Here is a 22,517-nt window from a genome sequence, read left to right as displayed (position 1 = left end):
CCGGCCCGGTGTGTGTCCCGTCCGGCCCTGCCGCGCGGCCGGCCGGCCCGGTTACCAAGGAGGTGGAACGACGCAGTCGAGGAGGCCGGACCATGCCGAAGTACGTCTACGACTTCATCGAGGGTGACCGCAGCCGGGCCGGCCTGCTCGGCGGCAAGGGCGCGAACCTCGCCGAGATGACCCGGCTCGGGTTGCCGGTGCCGCCCGGGTTCACCGTCACCACCGACGCCTGCCGGGCGTACCTGGCCACCGGCGCGCCGCCGGACGGCCTGTACGAGGAGATAGGCGCGCATCTGCGGGAGGTGGAGGCGCGGCTGGACCGGTGGCTGGGCGACCCGGGTGACCCGCTGCTGCTGGCGGTGCGTTCCGGCGGGCGGTACTCGATGCCGGGGATGATGGAGACGATCCTCGACATCGGGCTCAACGACACCACGGTGGCCGGGCTGGCCGAGCGCACCGGTGACGAACGGTTCGCCTGGGACTCGTACCGGCGGCTGATCCAGATGTTCGGCCGGACCGTGCACGGCATCCCGGCCGAGGAGTTCGAGCACGAGCTGGCCGCGCTGCGGGCCACCGCCGGGCCGGACGGGCCGGACGCCGGGCAGTTGCGCGACCTGGTCGAGACGTACAAGAAGATCTTCGTCCGGCACGTCGGGCACGACTTCCCGCAGGCCCCGCACGAGCAGCTGTTCCTGGCCGTGCGCGCGGTGTTCGAGTCCTGGCACTCGGAGCGGGCCCGGATCTACCGGCGGCAGGAGCGCATCCCGGACGACCTGGGCACCGCCGTCAACGTGATGGCGATGGTGTTCGGCAATCTCGGCCCGGACTCCGGCACCGGGGTGGCGTTCACCCGCGACCCGGCCACCGGCGCCCCCGGCGTGTACGGCGACTACCTGACCGACGCGCAGGGCGAGGACGTGGTGGCGGGCATCCGCAACACGGTGCCGCTGACCGAGCTGGAGCGGTTGGACCCGGCGAGCTTCCACCGGCTGCGGGAGATCATGGCGACGCTGGAGCGGCACTACCGCGACCTGTGCGACGTCGAGTTCACCATCGAGCGCGGCCGGCTGTGGATGCTCCAGACGCGGGTCGGCAAGCGCACCGCGGCGGCGGCGTTCGTGATCGCCGCGCAGCTGGCCGAGGAGGGCGTGATCACGGCCGACGAGGCGCTGACCCGGGTCAGCGGGGAGCAGCTCGCCCAGCTGATGTTCCCGGCCTTCGACGCCGCCGACGCGCCCGAGCCGCTCGCGGTCGGCGTCGGCGCCTCGCCCGGCGCCGCGGTCGGGCGGGTGGTGTTCGACTCGGCCGCCGCGGCGGCGGCCGACGGACCGGTGATCCTGGTCCGGCCGGAGACCAACCCGGACGACCTGCCCGGCATGATCGCCGCGGCCGGGGTGCTCACCTCGCGCGGCGGGAAGACCTCGCACGCCGCCGTGGTGGCCCGGGGCATGGGCCGGACCTGCGTGTGCGGCGCCGAGGCGCTGGTCATCGACGTCGAGCGCGGCGAGTTCACGGTGGGCGAGCAGGTGGTGCGCGCCGGCGAGGTGATCTCGATCGACGGCACCAACGGGCGGATCTGGCTCGGCGAGGTGCCGGTGCAGCCGTCGCCGGTGGCCCGGTACCTGACCGGTGAGCTGCGGCCGGAGGCCGACCCGCTGGTCGCCGCCGTGCACCGGCTGCTCGGCCACGCCGACGCGGTGCGCACGCTCGGCGTCCGCGCCAACGCGGACACGCCGGACGACGCCCGCCGGGCCCGCGAGCTCGGCGCCGCCGGGATCGGGCTGTGCCGCACCGAGCACATGTTCCTCGGCGAGCGCCGGGAACTGGTCGAGCGGCTGATCCTGGCCGACGGCCCGGCCGAGGTCGGCGCGGCGCTGGACGAGCTGCTGCCGTTGCAGCGGGCCGACTTCCTCGGGCTGCTCACCGCGATGGACGGGCTGCCCGTCACCGTCCGGCTGCTCGACCCGCCGCTGCACGAGTTCCTGCCTCCGCTGGCCGAGCTGACCGCGCGGGTGGCGGGCGCGCAGGCGCGCGGCGAGGAACCGGGCCACGACGGCGTGCTGCTGGCGGCGGTGCGCCGGATGCACGAGACGAACCCGATGCTGGGGCTGCGGGGCGTACGGCTCGGACTGGTGGTGCCGGGCCTGTTCGCGATGCAGGTGCGGGCGCTGGCCGAGGCCGCCGCGCAGCGGATCCGGGCCGGCGGTGACCCGTGCCCGGAGATCATGGTGCCGCTGGTCGGGGACGTCCGGGAACTCGCCGCGGTGGCGGACGAGGCACGGCGGGTGCTGGCCGAGGTGCCTGACGCACCGGACATCCCGGTCGGCACCATGATCGAGACGCCCCGGGCGGCGCTGACCGCCGGCGATATCGCCGCCGAGGCGCACTTCTTCTCCTTCGGCACCAACGACCTGACGCAGATGACCTGGGCGTTCTCCCGGGACGACGTGGAGGGGGCGTTCTTCTCCGCGTACCTGGCCCGGGGGATCTTCCCGGTGTCGCCGTTCGAGAGCATCGACGCCACCGGCGTGGGCCGGCTGGTCCGCCTCGCCGTCGCCGAGGGACGGGCGGCCCGGCCGGACCTGACCGTCGGGGTCTGCGGTGAGCACGGCGGCGACCCGGACTCGATCGGGTTCTTCGCCGCCGCCGGGCTCGACTACGTCTCCTGCTCGCCGTACCGGGTGCCGGTGGCGCGGCTGGCCGCCGGCCGGGCCGCTGTCGAGGCCCGCACCGAGAAGTCCGACTCCCGCTAGGAGGGCAGCGCCATGACCGCCGTCTTCAACCCGACCGGACCGGCTGTCACGCCGGTCCCCCGGCCCGCGCCGCCGCCCGCGACGCCCGTCCCCACCCCGGCCGGGCCGGTCGGCCCGGTGCTGGAGCTGCCGGGGGACGCCGCGCTGGTGCCGGTGACCCGCGACGGCCGCCCGGTCGGCGTGTTCGTCGCGGCCGGCGGCCGGGTCCGCTACCGGCGCGTGGTCGAACCCGACCAGCTCGTCGCCGCCGCCACCGGCGCGTTCGCGGTGGCCGCGCTCACCGCCGCCGTGGCGGTGTGGTCGCGGCGCCGCCCGCCGTCGGTCGGCACCGTCACCATGGGGCCCGGCGGATGGGTCAGCCTGCGCGGCGTGCCGGCGCCGCGGCTGCGCCCGGACGACCGGCCCTGGTGGGCGCGCCTGCTGCGGGCTCGCCGCCTGGTCGTCGACCGCTGACCACCCAGGGGGTACGGCCGCCGGTACGTCACCGGCGGCCGTACCGCCGTTCCCCCACCCGCCCCGGAGGGGGCCGTTGGTCCCGGGTCACCGCGGTCCTGCGCCCCTGCCCGGCAGCGCCCGGGAGGACGAGGCTGACAGTGAGAACGAGACCGAGGGAGGCCCCCGATGCGCGCCAGTGTCGTCACCGCGTTCGACCGTCCGATGGAGATCGCCGAGCGTCCCGTGCCGGAGGCCGGTCCCGGCGAGATCCTGGTCCGCATCGAAGCCAGCGGACTCTGCCACACCGACATCCACGCCGCCCGCGGCGAGTGGCCGGTGAAGCCCACACCGCCGTTCGTGCCCGGCCACGAGGGTGTCGGCCTGGTCGAGAAGGTCGGCCCCGGTGTCACCGAGCACGCCGTCGGCGACCGGGTCGCGCTGCCCTGGCTCGGCTGGGCCTGCGGCACCTGCGCGTACTGCGTGACCGGCTGGGAGACGCTGTGCGAGTCGCAGCGCAACACCGGCTACGGCATCGACGGCGCGCACGCCGAGTACGCGGTGGCCGCCGCCCGCTACGCGGTCCGCGTCCCCGACGGCGTGGACCCGTTCGAGGCCGCGCCGCTGACCTGTGCGGGCGTCACCACGTACAAGGCCGTCAAGGTCGCCGGGGTGCGGCCGGGCGAGCGGGTCGCGATCTTCGGCATCGGCGGGCTGGGCCACCTCGCCCAGCAGTACGCGCAGATCTTCGGCGCCGAGACGGTGGCGGTGGACGTGACCGCCGAGAAGCTGGAGCTGGCCACGTCGCTGGGCGCCGCCCACACGGTCGACGCCGCCACCACCGACCCGGTCGAGCGGATCACCGCCCTGGGCGGCGTGGACGTGGCGATCGTGCTCGCCGCGAGCCCCCGGGTGATCGAGCAGGCGCACCGCTCGTTGCGCCGCGGCGGCCGGCTGGTGCTGGTGTCGCTGCCCGCCGACAACGCGATCACCCTGCCCGTCTTCGAGACGGTGCTCAAGGGCATCACGGTGCTCGGCTCGATCGTCGGCACCCGCGCCGACCTGGCCGAGGTCTTCGCGCTGCACGCCGCCGGCCGCACCCAGGTCGTCTACGAGACCCGCAAGCTGGACGACATCAACGACGCGGTGGACGACGTCCTCGCCGGCCGGGTCGCCGCCCGGCTCGTGCTCCAGCCCTGACCCCCGCCCCCGGTCCCCGCACCCCGCGTGGACCGGGGCCCGCCGACGTCCGGAGAGGGACCGACATGACCGCCACCGAACCCCTGGCCCCCTGGCGCGGATTCCACGCCGGAGCGTGGCAGGAGACAGTCGACGTGGCCGACTTCGTCCGCCACAACCACGAGCCGTACACCGGGGACGCGTCGTTCCTCGCCGGGCCGACGCCGCGCACGCTCGCCGTGTGGGACCGGCTGCGGGAGATGTTCGGCGAGGAGCGGCGGCGCGGCGTGTACGACGTCGACGCGGCCACCCCGTCGGCGATCACCTCGCACGCACCCGGCTACATCGACCGGGAGCGGGAGCTGATCGTCGGGTTGCAGACCGACGCGCCGCTGCGGCGGGCGATCATGCCGGCCGGCGGGCTGCGGATGGTGGAGACGGCGTTGCGCGCGTACGGGCGTGAGCCGGACCCGCGTGTGCACGAGATCTTCACCCGGTATCGCCGCACCCACAACGACGCGGTGTTCGACGCGTACCCGGAGAGCGTGCTCGCGGCACGGCGGTCGCACGTCATCACCGGTCTGCCCGACGCGTACGGGCGCGGGCGGATCATCGGCGACTACCGCCGGGTGGCGCTGTACGGCGTGGACCGGCTGGTCGAGGAGCGCCGGACGCTCAAGGCCGCGCTCGACGACCGGCGCAGCACCGACGACGTGATCCGCGACCGGGAGGAACTGGCCGAGCAGATCCGCGCGCTCGGTGAGCTGAAGGAGATGGCAGCCTCGTACGGCTTCGACATCTCCCGCCCGGCCGCGACCGGCGCGCAGGCGATCCAGTGGCTCTACTTCGCCTACCTGGCCGCCACCAAGGAGCAGAACGGCGCCGCGATGTCGCTGGGCCGCACCGCCGGGTTCGTCGACGCCTACCTGCGGCGGGACGTCGCCGAGGGGCGGCTGGACGAGAGCGGCGCGCAGGAGCTGATCGACGACTTCGTGATCAAGCTGCGGATCATCCGCTTCCTGCGCACCCCCGAGTACGACCAGCTGTTCTCCGGCGACCCGACCTGGGTCACCGAGTCGCTCGGCGGGATGGGCGCGGACGGCCGCCCGCTGGTCACCCGCACCACGTTCCGCTACCTCCAGACGCTCTACAACCTCGGCCCGGCGCCGGAGCCGAACCTCACAGTGCTCTGGTCGCCCCGCCTGCCGGAGGGGTTCAAGCGGTTCTGCGCCCAGGTGTCGCTGGACACCAGCGCCATCCAGTACGAGAACGACGAGCTGATCCGTCCGGCGTACGACGACGACACCGCGATCGCCTGCTGCGTGTCGGCCATGCGGGTCGGCCGGGACATGCAGTTCTTCGGTGCCCGGGTGAACCTCGCGAAGGCGCTGCTGTATGCGATCAACGGCGGCCGGGACGAGCTGACCGGCGCGCAGGTGGCCCCGCCGGCCGCGCCGGTCGGCGGCGAGACGCTCGACTACGACGAGGTGCTGTCCGCGTACGACCGGACGCTGGACTGGCTGGCGCAGACGTACGTGGACGCGCTGAACGTGATCCACCACCAGCACGACAGGTACGCGTACGAGCGGCTGGAGATGGCGCTGCACGACCACCCGGTGCGCCGGTTCATGGCCACCGGCGTCGCCGGGCTGTCGGTCGCCGTGGACAGCCTGTCCGCCATCCGGTACGGCCGGGTGAAGGTGCTGCGCGACGAGTCCGGACTGGCGGTCGACTACGCGGCCGAGGGCGACTTCCCGACATACGGCAACGACGACGACCGGGCCGACGAGATCGCGGTGTGGCTGGTCGAGACGTTCGCGGAGAAGCTGCGCCGGCAGCGCACGTACCGCGACGCGGAGCTGACCATGTCGGTGCTCACCATCACCTCGAACGTGGTGTACGGCAGGCACACCGGCAACACGCCGGACGGGCGGCGCGCCGGTGAGCCGTTCGCGCCGGGGGCGAACCCGATGAACGGGCGGGACACGCACGGCCTGGTCGCGTCGGCGCTGTCGGTGGCGAAGCTGCCGTACGACGCGGCCCGCGACGGCATCTCGCTGACCGGCACCGTCACGCCGGACGGGCTCGGCCACACCCGCGACGAGCGGATCGCCAACCTGGCCGGGGTGCTCGACGGCTACGCCGACGCCGGTGGGTTCCACCTCAACGTCAACGTGCTGGACCGGGCCACGCTGCTGGACGCGATGGCGCACCCGGAGCGGTACCCGCAGCTCACCGTCCGGGTCTCCGGATACGCGGTGAACTTCGTCCGGCTCACGCCGGAGCAGCAGCGCGACGTGGTGTCGCGGACCTTCCACGGGTCGCTGTGACCGGCCGCCCGCCCGCGCCGCCGCAGGTCACTGCCGCGGCGCCGGGGTGCGTCACCGGGGCGGTGCACTCCTGGGACACGTCGGTCGGGGTGGACGGGCCGGGCACCCGGTTCGTGGTCTTCCTGGCCGGCTGCCCGCTGCGCTGCCGCTACTGCCACAGCCCGGACACCTGGTACGGCCGCAGCGGCCGCCGCCGCACGGTGGACGAGATGGTCGCGCTCGCCACCCGGTACCGCCGGTTCATCCAGGTGGCGGGCGGCGGCGTCACCGTCAGCGGCGGGGAGCCGCTGCTGCAACCGGCGTTCACCGGCGAACTGCTGCGCCGCTGCCACGACCTCGGCCTGCACACCGCGCTGGACACCTCCGGTCTCCTCGGCGTCCGCGCCGACGACGCGCTGCTGGACGCCACCGACCTGGTGCTGCTCGACGTCAAGGCGGGTAACCCGCAGACGTACCGCCGGGTCACCGGCACCGGGCGGCTCGCCCCGACGCTGCGCTTCGCGCAACGGCTGGCCGACCGGGGTACGCCGATCTGGATCCGGTACGTGCTGGTGCCCGGCCTGACCGACGCGGCCGACGAGGTGGAGCGGGTGGCCGACGTGGCGGCCGGGCTGGCCACGGTGCAGCGCGTCGAGGTGCTGCCGTTCCACCGGCTCGGCGCGCACAAGTACGCCGAGCTGGGCCTGACCTTCCCGCTGGCTGACACCGAGCCGCCCGATGCCGCGCTGCTGACCCGGGTACGCGGCCAGTTCGCCGCCCGCGGTCTCACCGTCACCTGATCGGTCCGCCGCCGCGTCGTCCGCGAGCGTCGAGCCCTAGCTCGCCGCCGCGGTCGGATAGCCGTACAGGTCGAGCAGCCGGACCCGGGACGCCTGGAGGCGGTCCACCACCACGCTCATGAAGCGGGCGGTGAGCTGACGGCCGAGCGTGTCATCGGACTCCATCAGCCGGCGTACCCCGTCGGCGTCGAGCTCGACAGCGGTGCTGCGCTGGGTGGCGACCGCGCCGAACTGCCAGCGGTACGGCGGGAACAGCCAGGACCAGCCGAGCACGCCGCCCGGCCCGATCGTCTCGATGCCCACGTCTCCGCGCCCCGGCACCGGGAAGTCCAGCGCCACCTGGCCGCCGCGCACCAGCCAGAACCGGTCGGCCGGCGCGCCTGCGCGGAACAGCCGGTGCCCGGGGTGCCAGACCACCGGCCGGGCGTACCCGGTGAGCCGGGGCAGCCACTCGTCGGGCAGCCCGGCCAGGAACGGGTGGACGCGGAGCATCTCCAGCGGGGTCATCACGCCTCCAGGGTCGACAGGAGGGGAGCACTGGTCCCATTCCACCTCGCCACCGCCCCGGCCGGTAGGGGCCGATGGTCCCGGCCGGGCCGGGCGGATCGACTCTGCCCAGGTGCGGGCCGTCGGCGCAGGCTGAGGGGGAACCGAAGGAGGACGCGATGACCGACAGAACCGGTGCCCCCGTCGTGGTGGGCGTGGACGGCTCTCCGTCCGCGCTGGACGCGGTACGGCTGGCCGCACGCGAGGCGGTGCTGCGGCACCGGCCGCTGCGGGTGGTGAACGCGTTCCTGTGGCCGCTGGTCGGCACGCCGCTGGGCATGGTCGCCCCGGTGCTGCCCGACATCGAGCTGCGGCAGGAGGCCGAGAAGCTGGTCGAGGAGGCGGTGGACGAGGCCCGCAAGGTCGACGCGGACCTGGCGGTGACCGGCGCGGTGGTCGACGGCGGGCCGGTCGCGGTGCTGCTGCGGGAGAGCCGCGACGCCGCGCTGCTCGTGCTCGGTCACCGGGGACTGGGCGGCTTCGCCGAGCTCCTGGTCGGCTCCGCCGCGGTGCAGCTCTCCGCCCGCGCGGACTGCCCGGTGCTCGTCGTCCGGGGCGAGGCCCGCGCCGACGGCCCGGTGGTGGTCGGCGTGGACGGTTCGGCGCTGTCCGCCGAGGCGGTCGGGTTCGCGTTCGCCGAGGCCGCGGCGCGCGGCGCCGAACTCGTCGTGGTGCACACGTGGCTCTACCCGCAGCCGGTGACCTACCGGGAGGCGTTCGGCGACGTCGTACCGCTGGCGTACGACCCACGGGAGCTGCGCGCCGACGAGCAGCGGGTGCTGGCCGAGGCGGTCGCCGGCTGGGCCGAGCGCTACCCGGAGGTCACGGTACGGCCGAAGCTGGTCGGCGCCGCCACCCCGTCCCGGGTACTGGTCGAGGAGTCCGTCGGGGCGCAGCTGACGGTGGTCGGCGCGCACGGGCGCGGTAGCCTCGGTGCGCTGCTGCTCGGCTCGGTCAGCCACGCCGTGCTGCACCACTGCCACAGCCCGCTCGCCGTCGTCCGGCACCGGGGCGACCGGACCCGCTGAGCTGTTTCCCCGGCCCGGGCGGGGCCGGTGCCGCCACAATGGCCTGAGCCGACCGGAGGGAAAGCACCAGATGAACCGACCCGTCGTGGCGGGAGTGGACGGATCCCCGTCCAGCCTGGCCGCCGCCGACCTGGCCGCCGCGACCGCCGTCGCCCGTTCCCGGCCACTGCTGCTGGTGCACGGATACCTGCACCCGCTGGGCTACGGCGTGCCGCTCAATCCGTACGACCTGGGGGTGCCGGCGCCCACCGGGGAGGCGGAGAAGATGCTGGAGTCGGTCGCCGCCGACCTGACCGAGCGGCACCCGGGCCTGCGGGTGCAGGTACGCCAGGTCGCCGGCGGGCCGGGCGCCGCGATGGTCGAGGAGTCCCGCCGCGCCGAGCTGGTCGTGGTGGGCAGCCGGGGCGTGGGCGGCTTCGCCGGCCTGCTGCTCGGCTCGGTCAGCGGGCAGCTCGCGCAGCACGGGCACTGCCCGGTGCTCATCGTCCGCCCGGAGGAGCAGCTGATCCCGGTGGACGGCCCGGTCCTGGTGGGCGTGGACGGCTCCGACTCGGCCGCGTACACGATCGAGCTGGCAGCGGACGAGGCCGAGCGGCGCGACGCGGAGCTGGTGCTCGCGCACGTCCGGTCGCCGGAGCACGGCGCGGTCGCGCCGCAGGTCGCGGCGGAGGCGGCCACCGCCGGGCAGGCCGAGGCCGCGGGGTTGCTGGCCGAGGCGGCCGACCGGGTCCGGGCGGCACACCCCGGCCTGCGGGTGACGGAGCGGCCGCTGACCGCCGCGTCCCCGGAGACCGCGCTCGTGGAGGCGAGCGGCGAGGCGTCGCTCGTGGTGGTCGGTTCCCGGGGCCGGGGTGGCTTCGCCGGGCTGCTGCTCGGCTCGGTCAGCCAGGCGCTGGTGCAGCACTCCCACTGCCCGGTGCTCGTCGCCCACCGGCCCGAACCGGCCGACGACTGACGCGCCGCGCGGCTGGCCGGTCCGGTCCGGTCCGGTCCGGTCCGGTGAGCCGCCCGGCCAGACGGATGTCTTGCAAGCGTCATGACTGAGAGGCATAAATATGCCTCTCAGTCATAACGAGTTCTCCGGCGTGGTTCGCCGGCGACGGCCACGCCCGGTAGCGGTGTCGCCTCCGCACCGCACCGCCCGGCGTCAGGACGGGTCGCGGCCGGCGAGCAGGTCGGCGAAGTCGGTGGTGAGCGCGAACGGGTCGGCCGGGCCGGTCGCGGGCGGGCGGCGGTCCACCTGCTCGGCCAGTTCGGCCGCGGCCCGGCGGATCCGGGACCGCAGCGCACTGTCGCCGTCGTCGCCGGCCCAGTCCTCGGGCGCGGCGAAGACCGCAGTGGGCAGCGTCGCCGCCCGCAGGTACGTGAACATCGGCCGGACCGCGTGCTCCAGCGCCAGCGAGTGCCGGGCGGTGCCGCCGGTCGCCCCGATCAGCACCGGCTTGCCGGCGAGCGCGTCGCGGTCGACCACGTCGAAGAACGACTTGAACAGCCCGTTGTAGGACGCGTTGAAGATCGGCGTCACCGCGATCATCCCGTCGGCGGCCGCCACCTCGTCGAGCATCAGCCGCAGCCCGGCCGGTGCGAAGCCGGTGAGCAGATGGTTGACCACGTCGTGGGCGTGCTCGCGCAGCTCCACCACGCGCAGTTCCACAGTGGCGCCGCGGCCGGCCAGCTCGCCGCGGGCGGCCGCGGCGAGCTGGTCGGCGAGCAGGCGGGTCGACGACGGCTGGCCGAGACCGGCCGAGACCACCGCCAGGGTACGGCTGGTCATCGCTGCTCCCCGGCGGCCGGTGCGGCGTCCCGGGCGGCCAGCAGGCTCGCGTGGGTGGGCGCGGCGGGCACGTGCGCCGGACGCATCGAGTCGAACTCCTTGCGCAGCACCGGCACCACCTCCTCGCCCAGCAGGTCGAGCTGCTCCAGCACCGTCTTCAGCGGCAGTCCGGCGTGGTCGATCAGGAACAGCTGCCGCTGGTAGTCGCCGACGTACTCGCGGAAGCCCAGCGTGCGGTCGATGACCTGCTGCGGGCTGCCCACGGTCAGCGGCGTCTCGCGGGTGAACTCCTCCAGCGACGGGCCGTGCCCGTAGACCGGGGCGTTGTCGAAGTAGGGACGGAACTCGCGTACCGCGTCCTGCGAGTTGCGGCGCATGAACACCTGCCCGCCGAGGCCGACGATGGCCTGGTCCGGCGAGCCGTGGCCGTAGTGCGCGTACCGCTCCCGGTAGAGGCCCACCATCCGCTGGGTGTGCTCCCTGGGCCAGAAGATGTGGTTGGCGAAGAAACCGTCGCCGTAGTACGCGGCCTGCTCGGCGATCTCCGGGCTGCGGATCGAGCCGTGCCAGACGAACGGCGGGACGCCGTCGAGCGGGCGCGGGGTCGAGGTGAACGCCTGCAGCGGCGTTCGGAACCGGCCCTTCCAGTCGACCACGTCCTCGCGCCACAGCCGGTGCAGCAGGTCGTAGTTCTCGATGGCCAGCGGGATGCCGTTGCGGATGTCCTGCCCGAACCAGGGGTAGACCGGGCCGGTGTTGCCGCGGCCCATCATCAGGTCCACCCGGCCGTCGGCCAGGTGCTGGAGCATCGCGTAGTCCTCGGCGATCTTCACCGGGTCGTTGGTGGTGATCAGCGTGGTCGCTGTCGACAGCAGCAGCCGTTCGGTGCGCGCGGCGATCCAGCCGAGCATGGTGGTCGGCGACGACGGCACGAAGGGCGGGTTGTGGTGCTCGCCGGTGGCGAAGACGTCGAGGCCGACCTCCTCGGCCTTGAGCGCGATGGCGGTCATGGCCTTGATCCGCTCACGCTCGGACGGCAGCCGCCCGTTCGTGGGGTCGACGGTGACGTCACCGACGGTGAAGACTCCGAACTGCATGACCAGCTCCTCGCGTGGGGTCCGGACCGGTCGCCCGGGATCGCTCCTCACAACATATTTGACGAGTCAACTATTCCGGTGGCCGCCCGCCCCGGCGTGGCCCGGATCACGCGCCGCCCACCGACTACCCTTGCCGCGGTGACGTACCCCTGGCTCGACGCACCCGCCGCGCAGGTCGCCGACACCGCGCGGACGCTGCTGGGCTGGACCGTGTCGGCCGGCGGCGTCACCGTCCGGCTCACCGAGGTCGAGGCGTACGCGGGCACCGGCGAGGACCCGGCGTCGCACGCCCACCGCGGGCCGACGCCACGCAACCGGGTCATGTTCGGGCCGGCCGGGCACGTCTACGTGTACTTCGTGTTCGGCATGCACTGGTGCGCGAACATCGTCTGCGGTCGCGACGGCGAGGCGGCGGCGGTGCTGCTGCGCGCGGGCGAGGTGATCGACGGCGTCGAGACCGCCCGCGAGCGCCGGCCCCGCGCCGCCGACCGGGAGCTGGCCCGCGGGCCGGCCCGGCTGGTCACCGCGCTCGGCCTCGGGCGGGAGGCGAACGGCACCTCGGCGATCGACGGCAGTGGCCCCCTGCTGCTGACGCCACCGGCGAGCCCGGCCGACCCGGCGCGGATCGTCGCCGGGCCGCGCGTCGGGGTCGCCGCCGCGCACGACCTGCCCTGGCGCTTCTGGCTGGCGGACGAGCCGAGCGTCAGTGTGTACCGGCGGCACACGCCACGCCGCCGTACCGCTCCCGCCGCCTCGGTGCGGAACTCACCGGCCTGAATCGGCCGTTCCGGGCAACCCGGAGCACCCTGCGTCGCGTCTGTGGTGCATGACGCGCCGTCTTCTCATCACACCTTGAGGTATGGCGTTGCCTACGAATGACTTTCAACAGGGTGTTGACAACAGGCCATTCTTGGGTGTGGGATGGACGGCATGGTCACCGTGGACAACGACCCGTTCACCGCTCCGGATGCTGCTCAGGCCCGGACCCACCGCAACTACGCGGCGCTGCTGCGGATCGCCGAGCGGCACGCGGGTACGAGCTCCCGCCGCCGGCGCTACGCCCACCCCGACGTGCCCGACGCCTACGAGGCGGCCACGCTGGTGATGGCGCTCGCCGGGGGCGCCGAGCTGGAGGAGGGTGAGGAGCCCGTCGACCAGGCCGACCTGATGGCCGCGCTGACGCTGATCCCGCATGTGCGGGCCGAGGTCGACGTGCTGGAGGCCGGCCTGTTGCAGGTGGCCCGCGGGCGGGGCATGACCTGGCAGGCGATCGCCTTCGGGCTGGGGCTGGGCAGCGCGCAGGCGGCCCGGCAGCGCTACGAGCGGCTCACCGTCCGCACCGGCACCGGCGACTGACCGGGCGGCGCGGGCTGTCACAGCGGCGGGCGAGACTGTGCCGGACGACGGCACGGGAGGACGCGATGACGCGCGAGGAGATGCTGGCCTACTGCCTGGCCAAGCCGGGAGCCTGGCTCGACCGGCCCTGGGAGGGCGACGAGGTGGTGAAGGTGGGCAGCCGCATCTTCGCGTTCCTCGGCTCCCCCGACGGGGAGGCCCGGCTCGGGGTGAAGTGCGGGGCGTCCCGGGAGGCGGCCGACGAGTGGCTGCACCGGTTCCCGGCCGACGCGCGCCCCTCCCCCTACATCGGGAGGTCGGGCTGGAACACGCTGCGCCTCGACGGCGGCATCCCGGACGACGAGCTGATCGAGGCGGTCGACGGGTCGTACGACGCCGTCGTCGCCAAGCTGCCGAAACGCGAGCGGCCCGCAGGCTGACCGGGGAACGCGGACGGAGCACCGACCGCCTGGGCCAGCCGAACGGACTCGCGCAGACCGACCAGCGCCGCTGATGACGCGGCAGATCCGGGCAAGAGCGGGAGCCGCCCCGAACGGCGGAGTCGGAAGCCCGAGCCCTTCAGCCCGACGTCCGGCAAGCGGGATCCGCATTCCACGAAGCAGGACTCTTGGAGATCTTGGAAGCTTGACGCCCCTATGGGGGCCGTTTCGTACCAAGATCGCGGGGCGCGGGGCGCGGGGCGCGGGTGCAGGTGCCGGGGCAGCGGATGGGCGCCGGGCCGGCCCCGGGGCAGGCGTCCGCCTGCCCCGGATCAGCGGCGGGTCAGCGGGGGACGACCCGCTCGGCGGCCCACTCCCGCCAGCCGGTCAGCTTGTCCGCCGCGGCGGCGAGCTGGTCGGCGACCGGGCCGGGGCCGGTGGAGCCGGGCGTGATGCGGGCGGCCAGCGCCGAGCGCACCGAGAGCACGTCGCGCACCGACGGGTCCAGGTGCTCGCTCACCGCGGCCAGGTCGGCGTCGGACACCTCGTCCAGCGCGCAGTCGCGGGCCGCGCAGAGCGCCACCAGCTTGCCGGTGATCTCGTGCGCGTCGCGGAACGGCACGTTGCGCCGGACCAGCCAGTCGGCGACCTCGGTGGCGAGCGAGAAGCCCGACGGCGCGGTGGCCACCAGCCGGTCCACCCGGACCGTCATGGTGGAGATCATCCCGGCCAGCGCGGGCAGCAGCAGCTCCAGCGTGTCGACCGCGTCGAACGCCGGCTCCTTGTCCTCCTGCATGTCCCGGTCGTACGTCATGGGCAGGCCCTTGAGCATGGTGAGCACGCTCATCAGGCCGCCGACCAGGCGGCCGGACTTGCCCCGGGCCAGCTCGGCGATGTCCGCGTTCTTCTTCTGCGGCATGATCGACGATCCGGTGGCGAAGGCGTCGTCCAGCTCGACCCAGCCGAACTCCTGCGACGTCCAGAGCACCACCTCCTCGCCGAGGCGGGACAGATGCACACCGATCATGGCGGTGACGAACAGGAACTCGGCCACGAAGTCGCGGTCCGCGACCGCGTCCATCGAGTTGGCGAACGAGGTGCGGAAACCCAGCTCCTTGGCGACCGCCACCGGGTCCAGCGGCAGCCCCGAGCCGGCCAGCGCGCCCGCGCCGAGCGGGCTGATCGCGGTCCGCCCGTCCCAGTCGCGCATCCGTTCCAGGTCGCGCAGCAGCGGCTGCACGTGGGCCAGCAGCCAGTGGCCGAACGTCACCGGCTGGGCGTGCTGCAGGTGCGTCATGCCCGGCGCTGCGGTGTCCACGTGCCGCTCCGCCTGCTCCACGAGGGCCTCGGCCAGCTCGACCAGCCGGGCCGCCACGCCGCGGGCGTGGTCACGCAGGTAGAGCCGCAGGTCGGTGGCGACCTGGTCGTTGCGGGACCGGCCGGCGCGCAGCTTGCCGCCGAGGCTGCCGAGCCGTTCCAGCAGGCCACGCTCCAGCGCGGTGTGCACGTCCTCGTCGTCGACCGTCGGGCGGAACGCGCCGGAGGCACACGCCGCCTCCAGGTCGTCCAGCGCCGCCAGCATCCGGCCCAGCTCATCCGGGTCGAGCAGGCCGGCGCCGGCGAGGACCCGGGCGTGCGCCCGGGAACCGGCGATGTCGTACGGGGCGAGGCGCCAGTCGAACTGGACGCTCACCGACAGCCGCGCGAGCGCCTCGGCGGGGCCGCCGGCGAACCGGCCGCCCCAGAGGCTCGTCCGGTTGGCGGCGGCGCTGTTCTCGGTCAGGCTCTTGTCGTCCACCCCACCCATTGTGGTGCCCCCCATCAGGCCCCTCCCATCCGGGCGTCCCGTCGCGCGGCCATCGTGCTGGGCAGTCCCCACAGTTGTACGAATCCCTTCGCCAGTGACTGGTCGAACGTGTCGCCGGTGTCGTAGGTGGCCAGGCCGACGTCGTAGAGGCTCGCCTCGGAGCGCCGGCCGGTCACCACCGCCCGGCCGCCGTGCAGGCGCAGCCGTACCTCGCCTGTGACGTGCCGCTGGGCGTCGTCGATGAACGCGTCCAGCGACCGCTTCAGCGGCGAGAACCAGAGCCCGTCGTAGACCAGCTCGCCCCAGCGCTGGTCGACGCCGCGCTTGAACCGGGCCAGGTCGCGTTCGACGGTGACCGCCTCCAGCTCCTGGTGGGCGGTGATCAGGGCGAGCGCGCCGGGCGCCTCGTACACCTCGCGGCTCTTGATGCCGACCAGCCGGTCCTCGACCATGTCGAGCCGGCCCACGCCGTGCGCCCCGGCCCGCCGGTTCAGCTCCCGGATCGCCTCGTAGGGCGTGACCGTCTCGCCGTCGATCGCGACCGGGACGCCGCCGTCGAACATGATCACCACGTCGTCCGGGTCGCGTTCCGACGCCGGGTCCCCGGTGTACGCGTAGAGGTCCTCGACCGGAGCGTTCCAGATGTCCTCCAGGAAGCCGGTCTCCACGGCCCGGCCCCACAGGTTCTGGTCGATCGAGTACGGCGACGCCGCCGACACGTCGATCGGCAGGCCCTTCTCCTGCGCGTACGCGATCGCCTTGTCCCGGGTCCAGGCGAAGTCCCGGGCCGGCGCGACGACCGTCAGGTCGGGCGCGAGCGCGGCCAGGCCGACCTCGAACCGGACCTGGTCGTTGCCCTTGCCGGTGCAGCCGTGCGACACGATCGTGCCGCCGTGGGCGCGCGCCGCCGCGACCAGGTGCCTGACGATCAGCGGCCGGGACAGCGCCGACACCAGCGGGTAGCGGTCCATGTAGAGGGCGTTGGCCCGGATCGCCGGCAGGCAGTAGTCGGCGGCGAACTCGTCGCGGGCGTCGACCACCTCGGACTCGACGGCGCCGCAGTCGAGCGCGCGCCGCCGGATCACGTCCATGTCCTCGCCGCCCTGACCGACGTCGACGGCGACCGCGATCACCTCCGCGCCGGTCCGCTCGGCCAGGTACGGGATGGCGACCGAGGTGTCCAGGCCCCCGGAGTACGCCAGCACGACCCGCTCGGTCACGAGGTGCCCCCTTCGGCGGTGTCGTCGCGGCGGGCCCAGGCGGCGAGCCGCTCACCCAGTGCCGCGCCGCCGCCGGCCTCGCGGGCCACGACGAGGATGGTGTCGTCGCCGGCGATGGTGCCGACGATCTCGGACAGGCCGGCCCGGTCCAGCGCGCTGGCGAGGTACTGGGCCGCGCCCGGCGGGGTACGCAGCACCGCGATGTTGCCGCTGGAATCGACGCCGTTGAGCAGCTCACGCAGCAGCCGGACCAGCCGGGCCGGTGCGCCCTCGGCGTCGCGCAGCGGCCGGTGCCCGTCCTCCGGAATCAGGTAGACCCCCCGCCCGTCGCCGCCGCGCGCGGTCACCGCTCCCAGTTCCTTCAGGTCCCGCGACAGCGTGGCCTGGGTGACCTGGATGCCGTCCCCGGCGAGCAGGTCAGCCAGCTCGGTCTGCGAGTGGATGGCAGTGTCGCGGATCAGCTCGACGATGCGGGCGTGCCGCGCGGCGCGGGTCAGCGGAGCGGTCATGCGGATTCCTCCAGGAGAAAGGTCAGCAGCGCCTTCTGGGCGTGCAGACGATTCTCCGCCTGGTCGAACACCGCGCTGTGCGGGCCGTCGAGTGCCTCGTCGGTGATCTCCTCGCCCCGGTGCGCGGGCAGGCAGTGCAGCACGATCACATCGGCGTCGGCGTGGCCGAGCATCTCGGCGTTGACCTGGTACGGCAGGAACGGGGTGATCCGGTCCAGCCCGTCTGCCTCCTGCCCCATCGACGTCCAGGTGTCGGTGGCGACGACGTGCGCGCCGCGTACCGCCTCGGCCGGGTCGGTGAGCACCCGCACCGATCCGCCGGTGGTGGTGGCGATCTTCTCCGCGCGGGCCACGACCTCCGGGTCCGGCTGGAACCCGGCCGGGCCCGCGATCCGCACGTGCATCCCGGCGGTCGCGCCGGCCAGCAGGTACGAGTGGGCCATGTTGTTCGCCGCGTCGCCCAGGTACGTGAGGATCCGACCGGCGGTGCCGCCGAAGCGCTCCCGCACGGTGAGCAGGTCGGCCAGGAGCTGGCACGGGTGGTACGTGTCGGTGAGCGCGTTGACCACCGGCACCGTGGCGTGCGCGGCGACCTCGGCGATCCGGTCGTCGCCGTGGGTGCGCAGCACGATCGCGGCGACGTAGCGGGACAGCACCCGGCCCGCGTCGGCGAGCGTCTCGCCCCGACCGAAGTGGGTGACCTGGGTGTCCACCACGAGCGGGTGCCCGCCCAGCTCGGCGATGCCCACGTCGAACGAGATCCGGGTGCGCAGGCTCTGCTTGTCGAACAGCACCGCCACCGACCTCGGCCCGGTCAGGGGCTGGTGCGCGTACCGGTCGGCCTTCATCCGGGCGGCGAGGTCGAGCACGGCGGCCTGCTCGGCGGGCGTGAGATCGTCGTCGCGCAGGAAGTGGCGGATCATGCGGGAGCCTCCGTCGGGGTCGGGGCGCCGGGCGCGGCGGCATCGGCGGGAGCGGTGGTGTCGGCGGGTGCCGCGATGCCGGCGGGCGCTACGGCGCCGGTGGAAGGGGCCGGCGCGGCGGCGGACAGCGCGGCCGGCAGGGCGGCGACGAACGCGTCGGCCTGCGCCCCGGTGAGGATCAGCGGCGGGGCGAGGCGGACCACGTCCGGCTGCACCGGGTTGACCAGGAAACCCGCCTCGCGCAGCGCGGCCGTGGCCGCACCGGAGACCGGCTGGTCGAGCACGATGCCGAGCAGCAGCCCGGCACCGCGCACCTCGCGGACCAGCGGATGCCCGAGCGCCTCGACGCCACGCCGCAGCCGCTCGCCGACGCGCTTGACGTGGTCGAGCAGGCCCTCCTGCGCGATCGTGGACACGACCGCGAGCGCGGCGGCGCAACTGACCGGGTTGCCGCCGAACGTGGTGCCGTGCGAGCCCGGGGTGAGCAGGTCGGCGGCCCGGCCGAAGGCCAGGCAGGCGCCCAGCGGCAGCCCGCCGCCGAGGCCCTTGGCGAGCGTGACGACGTCCGGCTCGACGCCCTCGGCCTGGTGGGCGAACCAGTGGCCGGTCCGGCCGACGCCGGTCTGCACCTCGTCGAGCACCAGCAGCGCGCCGCGCGCGGCGGTGATCCGCCGGGCCGCGGCCAGGTAGCCGGGCGGCGGGACGACCACGCCGTTCTCGCCCTGGATCGGCTCGATGATCAGCATGGCGGTGTCGTCGGTGACCGCCTCGGCCAGCGCGTCGGCGTCGCCGAACGGCACGTGCGTCACGTCGCCGGGCAGCGGGCGGAACGGGTCGGCCTTGGCCGGCTGCCCGGTCAGCGCCAGTGCGCCCATGGTCCGGCCGTGGAAGCCGCCGTGGGTGGCGACCACGTGCCGGCGGCCGGTGAGCCGGGACAGCTTGAACGCGGCCTCGTTGGCCTCCGCGCCGGAGTTGGCGAAGAACACCCGGCCCGGGCGGCCGGCCAGCGCGAGCAGCAGCTCGGCCAGCGCCACCGGCGGCTCGGCGACGAACAGGTTGGACACGTGCCCGAGCGTCGCCACCTGCTTGCTGACGGCGGCCACCACCGCCGGGTGGGCGTGGCCGAGCGCGTTGACGGCGATTCCGCCGAGCAGGTCGACGTACTCCCGGCCGGTCTCGTCGACCACGACGGCGCCGGAGCCGGAGACGAGCGCCAGCGGCGGCGTGCCGTAGTTGTCCATCATGGTGGCGTTCCACCGCTGCACCAGCGTGCTCATGACTCGATCACCATGGTTCCGAAGCCCTCCGACGTGAACACTTCCAGCAGCGTGGAGTGGGCGACCCGGCCGTCGACGACGTGCGCGGCGGGCACTCCCCCGCGCACCGCCCGCAGGCAGGCCTCCATCTTCGGGACCATGCCCGACTCCAGGGACGGCAGCAGCTTCGCCAGGTCGTCCGCGGTGATCTCGCTGATCAGGCTGGACGTGTCCGGCCAGTCGGCGTACAGGCCCGGCACGTCGGTCAGCACGACCAGCTTGCGGGCGTCCAGCGCCACCGCGAGCGCGGCGGCGGCGGTGTCCGCGTTGAGGTTGTGCAGCACCCCGTCGGCGTCCGGCGCGACAGTCGAGATGACCGGGATCCGGCCCGCCTCGATCAGGTCCGTGACCGCCGAGACGTTCACCGACTCCACGTCGCCGACCTGGCCCACGTCGACCGCTTCCCCGTCCACGTACGCGGGACGGCGCACCGCGGTGAACAGCCCGGCGTCCTCACCGGAGAGGCCGACCGCGTACGGGCCGTGCGCGTTGATCAGCCCGACCAGTTCCCGGCCGACCTGACCGACGAGGACCATCCGGACCACGTCCATCGCCTCCGCGGTGGTGACCCGCAGGCCGCCGCGGAACTCGCTGGCGATACCCAGGCGGCCGAGCATGGCGGAGATCTGCGGGCCGCCGCCGTGCACCACGACCGGCTTCAGCCCGGCGTAGCGCAGGAACACCATGTCGGCGGCGAACGCCCGCTGGAGTTCGGGGTCGACCATGGCGTTGCCGCCGTACTTGACCACGACCGTGGCGCCGGAGAAACGGGCCAGCCAGGGCAGCGCCTCGATCAGCGTGGCGGCCTTGGCCTGGGCCCGGGTGAGGTCAGCGGAGAGGTTCATGTGGAGTATGCCGAGTTCTCGTGGACGTACGCGTGGGACAGGTCGTTGGTCCAGATGGTGGCGGCGTCGGCACCGGCGTGCAGGTCGATCCGGACCGTGACGCCGCGGCCGGTGAGGTCCACCTTGGCGCGGTCCTCGGCGGCGGCCCCGCCCCGGCACACCCAGACGCCGTTCACCGCGACGTCCACGCCGTCCGGCTCGAACACGGCGGCGGTGGTGCCGACCGCGGCGAGGATCCGGCCCCAGTTCGGGTCGTTGCCGAACAGCGCGGTCTTCACCAGGTTGTTGCGGGCCACCGTGCGGCCCACCTCCACCGCGTCGTCCTCGCTCGCCGCGCCGACCACCTCGATCGCGACCTCCTTGGTCGCGCCCTCCGCGTCGGCCAGGAGCTGCTGGGCCAGGTCGTGGCAGGCGGCGGCGACGGCGGCGGTCAGCTCCTCGGCGGTCGGCTCGATGCCGGAGGCACCGCTGGCCAGCAGCAGCACCGTGTCGTTCGTGGACATGCACCCGTCGGAGTCGATCCGGTCGAACGTGATCCGGGTGGCGGCGCGCAGCGCGGCGTCCAGGGCGTCCGGCCCGGCCACCGCGTCGGTGGTGAGCACGCAGAGCATGGTGGCCATGGCCGGGGCGAGCATGCCCGCGCCCTTGGCCATGCCGCCGACGGTCCAGCCCGTACCCTGCGCCACTGTCGTCTTGGGCCGGGTGTCGGTGGTCATGATCGCCTCGGCGGCGGCCGGGCCGCCGTCGCGGGACAGGCCGCGCACCGCCTCGCGTACGCCGGGAAGCAGCTTGTCCATCGGCAGCCGCTCGCCGATCAGGCCGGTCGAGCAGACCGCGACCTCGCCGGCGCCGACGATGAGCCGGGCGTTCGCCGCGGTGATCGCGGCGGCGGTGTGCTCGGCGGTGGCGTGGGTGTCCTGGAAGCCGGCCGGGCCGGTGCAGGCATTCGCGCCGCCGGAGTTGAGCACCACGGCGCGCACGACGCCGCCGTGCACGACCTGCTGGCTCCACAGCACCGGCGCGGCCTTGACCCGGTTGGCGGTGAAGACACCGGCGACGCCGGCGTCCGGGCCGTCGTTGATCACGAGGGCGACGTCGGCGGCGCCGGAGGACTTCAGTCCGGCCGCGACACCTGCGGCGCGGAACCCACGGGGGACGGTGACGCTCACGGGGCCACTCCAAACACGGACAGACCGGTGGTCTCGGGGAGACCCACCATCAGGTTGGCGTTCTGCACGGCCTGACCGGCCGCGCCCTTGCCGAGGTTGTCGATCGCGCTGACCACGATCACCCGGCCCGAGTCGGCGTCCACAGTTGCCTGGAGGTGACAGGAGTTCGAGCCGGCGGTGGCGGCGGTGTGCGGCCACGCCCCCTCGGGCAGCACGTGCACGAACGGCGCGTCGGCGTACGCGGCGGCCAGCACCGCGCGCGGGTCGGCGCCGCCGGTGGGCACCGCGGTGACGGTGGCCAGGATCCCCCGGGGCATCGGCGCGAGCACCGGGGTGAAGGAGAGGCCGGTCGCGCCGGTGGCCTGCTTGATCTCCGGTACGTGCTGGTGCGCGCCCACCTTGTAGGGGGTCAGGTCGCCCATCACCTCGCTGCCGAGCAGGTGGGCCTTGGCGGCCCGGCCCGCGCCGGAGGTGCCCGAGGCGGCGACCACCACCACGTCGTCGGGGCGTACCGCGCCGGCCGCGATCAGCGGGGCCAGCGCCAGCGTGGTCGCCACCGCGTAGCAGCCGGTGCTGGCGACCCGCGACGCGGCGGCGATCTCGGCCCGCAGGCCGGGCAGCTCGGGCAGCCCGTACGTCCAGGCACCGGCGTGCTCCCCGCCGTAGTAGCGGGACCAGGCACCGGCGTCGCGCAGGCGGTGGTCCGCGCCGAGGTCGACCACCTTGACCGCGTCGGGCAGCGCCGCGGCGAGCGCCGCGGACTGCCCGTGCGGCAGGGCCAGGAAAACCAGGTCCGCGTCGGCCAGGGTCGCCGGTTCGGTCGCGGCGAAGACCAGGTCCAGGCCGGCGAGGTGCGGGTGTACGGCGGTGAGGGGCTGACCGGCCTGGCTGTGCGCGGTGGCGGCGATCAGCTCGAACTCGGGGTGACCGGCGAGCAGGCGCAGCAGTTCGCCCCCGGCGTATCCACTCGCCCCGGCCACAGCAGCCCGAATGCCCATACCCACCTCCGCATGACTATGCAGAGAAGGTTACCCG

General features: G+C 74.3%; 21 protein-coding genes. 10 read left to right on the top strand and 11 right to left on the bottom strand.

The genetic code is table 11. The features are described 5' to 3' along the window. The first annotated feature begins 92 nt into the window (after positions 1-92). The 5 genes from ppdK to pflA all read left to right on the top strand — a co-directional run bounded on the left by ppdK (position 93) and on the right by pflA (position 7,473). Positions 93-2,753 (top strand): pyruvate, phosphate dikinase, encoded by a 2,661-nt coding sequence (ppdK, locus tag KSK32_RS23500; RefSeq protein ID WP_216933150.1) that lies wholly within the window; start codon positions 93-95, stop codon positions 2,751-2,753. Between the two features lie 12 nt (positions 2,754-2,765). Then, positions 2,766-3,206 carry a hypothetical protein gene (locus tag KSK32_RS23495; protein WP_216933149.1) on the top strand — a complete coding sequence of 147 codons (441 nt, stop codon included), beginning with the start codon at positions 2,766-2,768 and terminating at the stop codon, positions 3,204-3,206. A gap of 168 nt (positions 3,207-3,374) precedes the next feature. Beyond that, on the top strand, positions 3,375-4,385 hold the full coding sequence (locus KSK32_RS23490) for a zinc-dependent alcohol dehydrogenase (RefSeq protein WP_216933148.1): 1,011 nt from the start codon (positions 3,375-3,377) through the stop codon (positions 4,383-4,385). Between the two features lie 65 nt (positions 4,386-4,450). Then, positions 4,451-6,694 (top strand): formate C-acetyltransferase, encoded by a 2,244-nt coding sequence (gene pflB, locus KSK32_RS23485; RefSeq protein WP_216933147.1) that lies wholly within the window; start codon positions 4,451-4,453, stop codon positions 6,692-6,694. Next, positions 6,691-7,473, top strand: a complete 783-nt coding sequence (gene pflA, locus KSK32_RS23480) for a pyruvate formate-lyase-activating protein (protein WP_216933146.1) — start codon at positions 6,691-6,693, stop codon at positions 7,471-7,473. The genes pflB and pflA overlap by 4 nt, the downstream gene beginning before the upstream one ends. A 36-nt stretch (positions 7,474-7,509) precedes the next feature. Here pflA and KSK32_RS23475 read toward each other — a convergent pair whose 3' ends face one another. Further along, on the bottom strand, positions 7,510-7,980 hold the full coding sequence (locus KSK32_RS23475) for a cyclic nucleotide-binding domain-containing protein (protein WP_216933145.1): 471 nt from the start codon (positions 7,978-7,980) through the stop codon (positions 7,510-7,512). Between the two features lie 158 nt (positions 7,981-8,138). On the opposite strand from KSK32_RS23475, the gene KSK32_RS23470 reads away from it, so the two are divergent. Together KSK32_RS23470 and KSK32_RS23465 are read left to right on the top strand one after the other, a co-directional pair. Continuing rightward, entirely contained in the window at positions 8,139-9,047 is a 909-nt protein-coding gene (locus KSK32_RS23470; protein ID WP_216933144.1) for a universal stress protein, read from the top strand. Between the two features lie 70 nt (positions 9,048-9,117). After that, positions 9,118-10,002 carry a universal stress protein gene (locus KSK32_RS23465; RefSeq protein ID WP_216933143.1) on the top strand — a complete coding sequence of 295 codons (885 nt, stop codon included), beginning with the start codon at positions 9,118-9,120 and terminating at the stop codon, positions 10,000-10,002. 192 nt (positions 10,003-10,194) lie between these two features. Here KSK32_RS23465 and KSK32_RS23460 read toward each other — a convergent pair whose 3' ends face one another. After that, positions 10,195-10,821 (bottom strand): FMN reductase, encoded by a 627-nt coding sequence (locus KSK32_RS23460; RefSeq protein ID WP_216933142.1) that lies wholly within the window; start codon positions 10,819-10,821, stop codon positions 10,195-10,197. Next, complete coding sequence (locus KSK32_RS23455; protein WP_216933141.1) at positions 10,818-11,918, bottom strand: LLM class flavin-dependent oxidoreductase; 1,101 nt, start codon at positions 11,916-11,918, stop codon at positions 10,818-10,820. The genes KSK32_RS23460 and KSK32_RS23455 overlap by 4 nt, the downstream gene beginning before the upstream one ends. A 138-nt stretch (positions 11,919-12,056) precedes the next feature. Between KSK32_RS23455 and KSK32_RS23450 the strand changes: the two genes are divergently transcribed. The 3 genes from KSK32_RS23450 to KSK32_RS23440 all read left to right on the top strand — a co-directional run bounded on the left by KSK32_RS23450 (position 12,057) and on the right by KSK32_RS23440 (position 13,693). After that, on the top strand, positions 12,057-12,695 hold the full coding sequence (locus tag KSK32_RS23450) for a DNA-3-methyladenine glycosylase (protein WP_216933140.1): 639 nt from the start codon (positions 12,057-12,059) through the stop codon (positions 12,693-12,695). 153 nt (positions 12,696-12,848) lie between these two features. Beyond that, complete coding sequence (locus KSK32_RS23445; protein WP_216933139.1) at positions 12,849-13,274, top strand: DNA-binding protein; 426 nt, start codon at positions 12,849-12,851, stop codon at positions 13,272-13,274. Positions 13,275-13,339: 65 nt separating this feature from the next. After that, complete coding sequence (locus tag KSK32_RS23440; RefSeq protein WP_216933138.1) at positions 13,340-13,693, top strand: MmcQ/YjbR family DNA-binding protein; 354 nt, start codon at positions 13,340-13,342, stop codon at positions 13,691-13,693. Positions 13,694-14,036: 343 nt separating this feature from the next. On the opposite strand, the gene argH is transcribed toward KSK32_RS23440, so the two are convergent. From argH to argC, 8 genes are read right to left on the bottom strand one after another with little or no spacing between them, the layout of a single operon-like run. Next, entirely contained in the window at positions 14,037-15,500 is a 1,464-nt protein-coding gene (gene argH, locus KSK32_RS23435) for an argininosuccinate lyase (RefSeq protein WP_216927966.1), read from the bottom strand. Positions 15,501-15,514: 14 nt separating this feature from the next. Next, a complete protein-coding gene (locus tag KSK32_RS23430) occupies positions 15,515-16,720 on the bottom strand; it encodes an argininosuccinate synthase (RefSeq protein WP_216927963.1) in 1,206 nt (401 codons plus the stop codon). Continuing rightward, complete coding sequence (locus tag KSK32_RS23425) at positions 16,717-17,229, bottom strand: arginine repressor (protein ID WP_216927964.1); 513 nt, start codon at positions 17,227-17,229, stop codon at positions 16,717-16,719. Before KSK32_RS23425 ends, KSK32_RS23430 begins: the two co-directional genes overlap by 4 nt. Continuing rightward, positions 17,226-18,152, bottom strand: a complete 927-nt coding sequence (gene argF / locus KSK32_RS23420) for an ornithine carbamoyltransferase (protein ID WP_216927965.1) — start codon at positions 18,150-18,152, stop codon at positions 17,226-17,228. The genes KSK32_RS23425 and argF overlap by 4 nt, the downstream gene beginning before the upstream one ends. Further along, positions 18,149-19,429: an acetylornithine transaminase gene (locus tag KSK32_RS23415; protein ID WP_216933137.1), complete on the bottom strand. Its 1,281-nt coding sequence runs from the start codon at positions 19,427-19,429 to the stop codon at positions 18,149-18,151. Before KSK32_RS23415 ends, argF begins: the two co-directional genes overlap by 4 nt. Beyond that, on the bottom strand, positions 19,426-20,313 hold the full coding sequence (gene argB / locus KSK32_RS23410; protein WP_216933136.1) for an acetylglutamate kinase: 888 nt from the start codon (positions 20,311-20,313) through the stop codon (positions 19,426-19,428). Before argB ends, KSK32_RS23415 begins: the two co-directional genes overlap by 4 nt. Then, positions 20,310-21,482 (bottom strand): bifunctional glutamate N-acetyltransferase/amino-acid acetyltransferase ArgJ, encoded by a 1,173-nt coding sequence (gene argJ / locus KSK32_RS23405; protein ID WP_216933135.1) that lies wholly within the window; start codon positions 21,480-21,482, stop codon positions 20,310-20,312. The genes argB and argJ overlap by 4 nt, the downstream gene beginning before the upstream one ends. Continuing rightward, positions 21,479-22,480, bottom strand: coding sequence for an N-acetyl-gamma-glutamyl-phosphate reductase (gene argC / locus KSK32_RS23400; protein ID WP_216933134.1), 1,002 nt, complete (start codon positions 22,478-22,480; stop codon positions 21,479-21,481). The genes argJ and argC overlap by 4 nt, the downstream gene beginning before the upstream one ends. Positions 22,481-22,517 lie beyond the last annotated feature (37 nt).

The sequence above is a fragment of the Micromonospora sp. WMMB482 genome (assembly GCF_019038635.1).
Classification (GTDB): Bacteria; Actinomycetota; Actinomycetes; order Mycobacteriales; family Micromonosporaceae; genus Micromonospora; species Micromonospora marina.
This window is presented reverse-complemented; position numbering and strand designations above follow the sequence as displayed.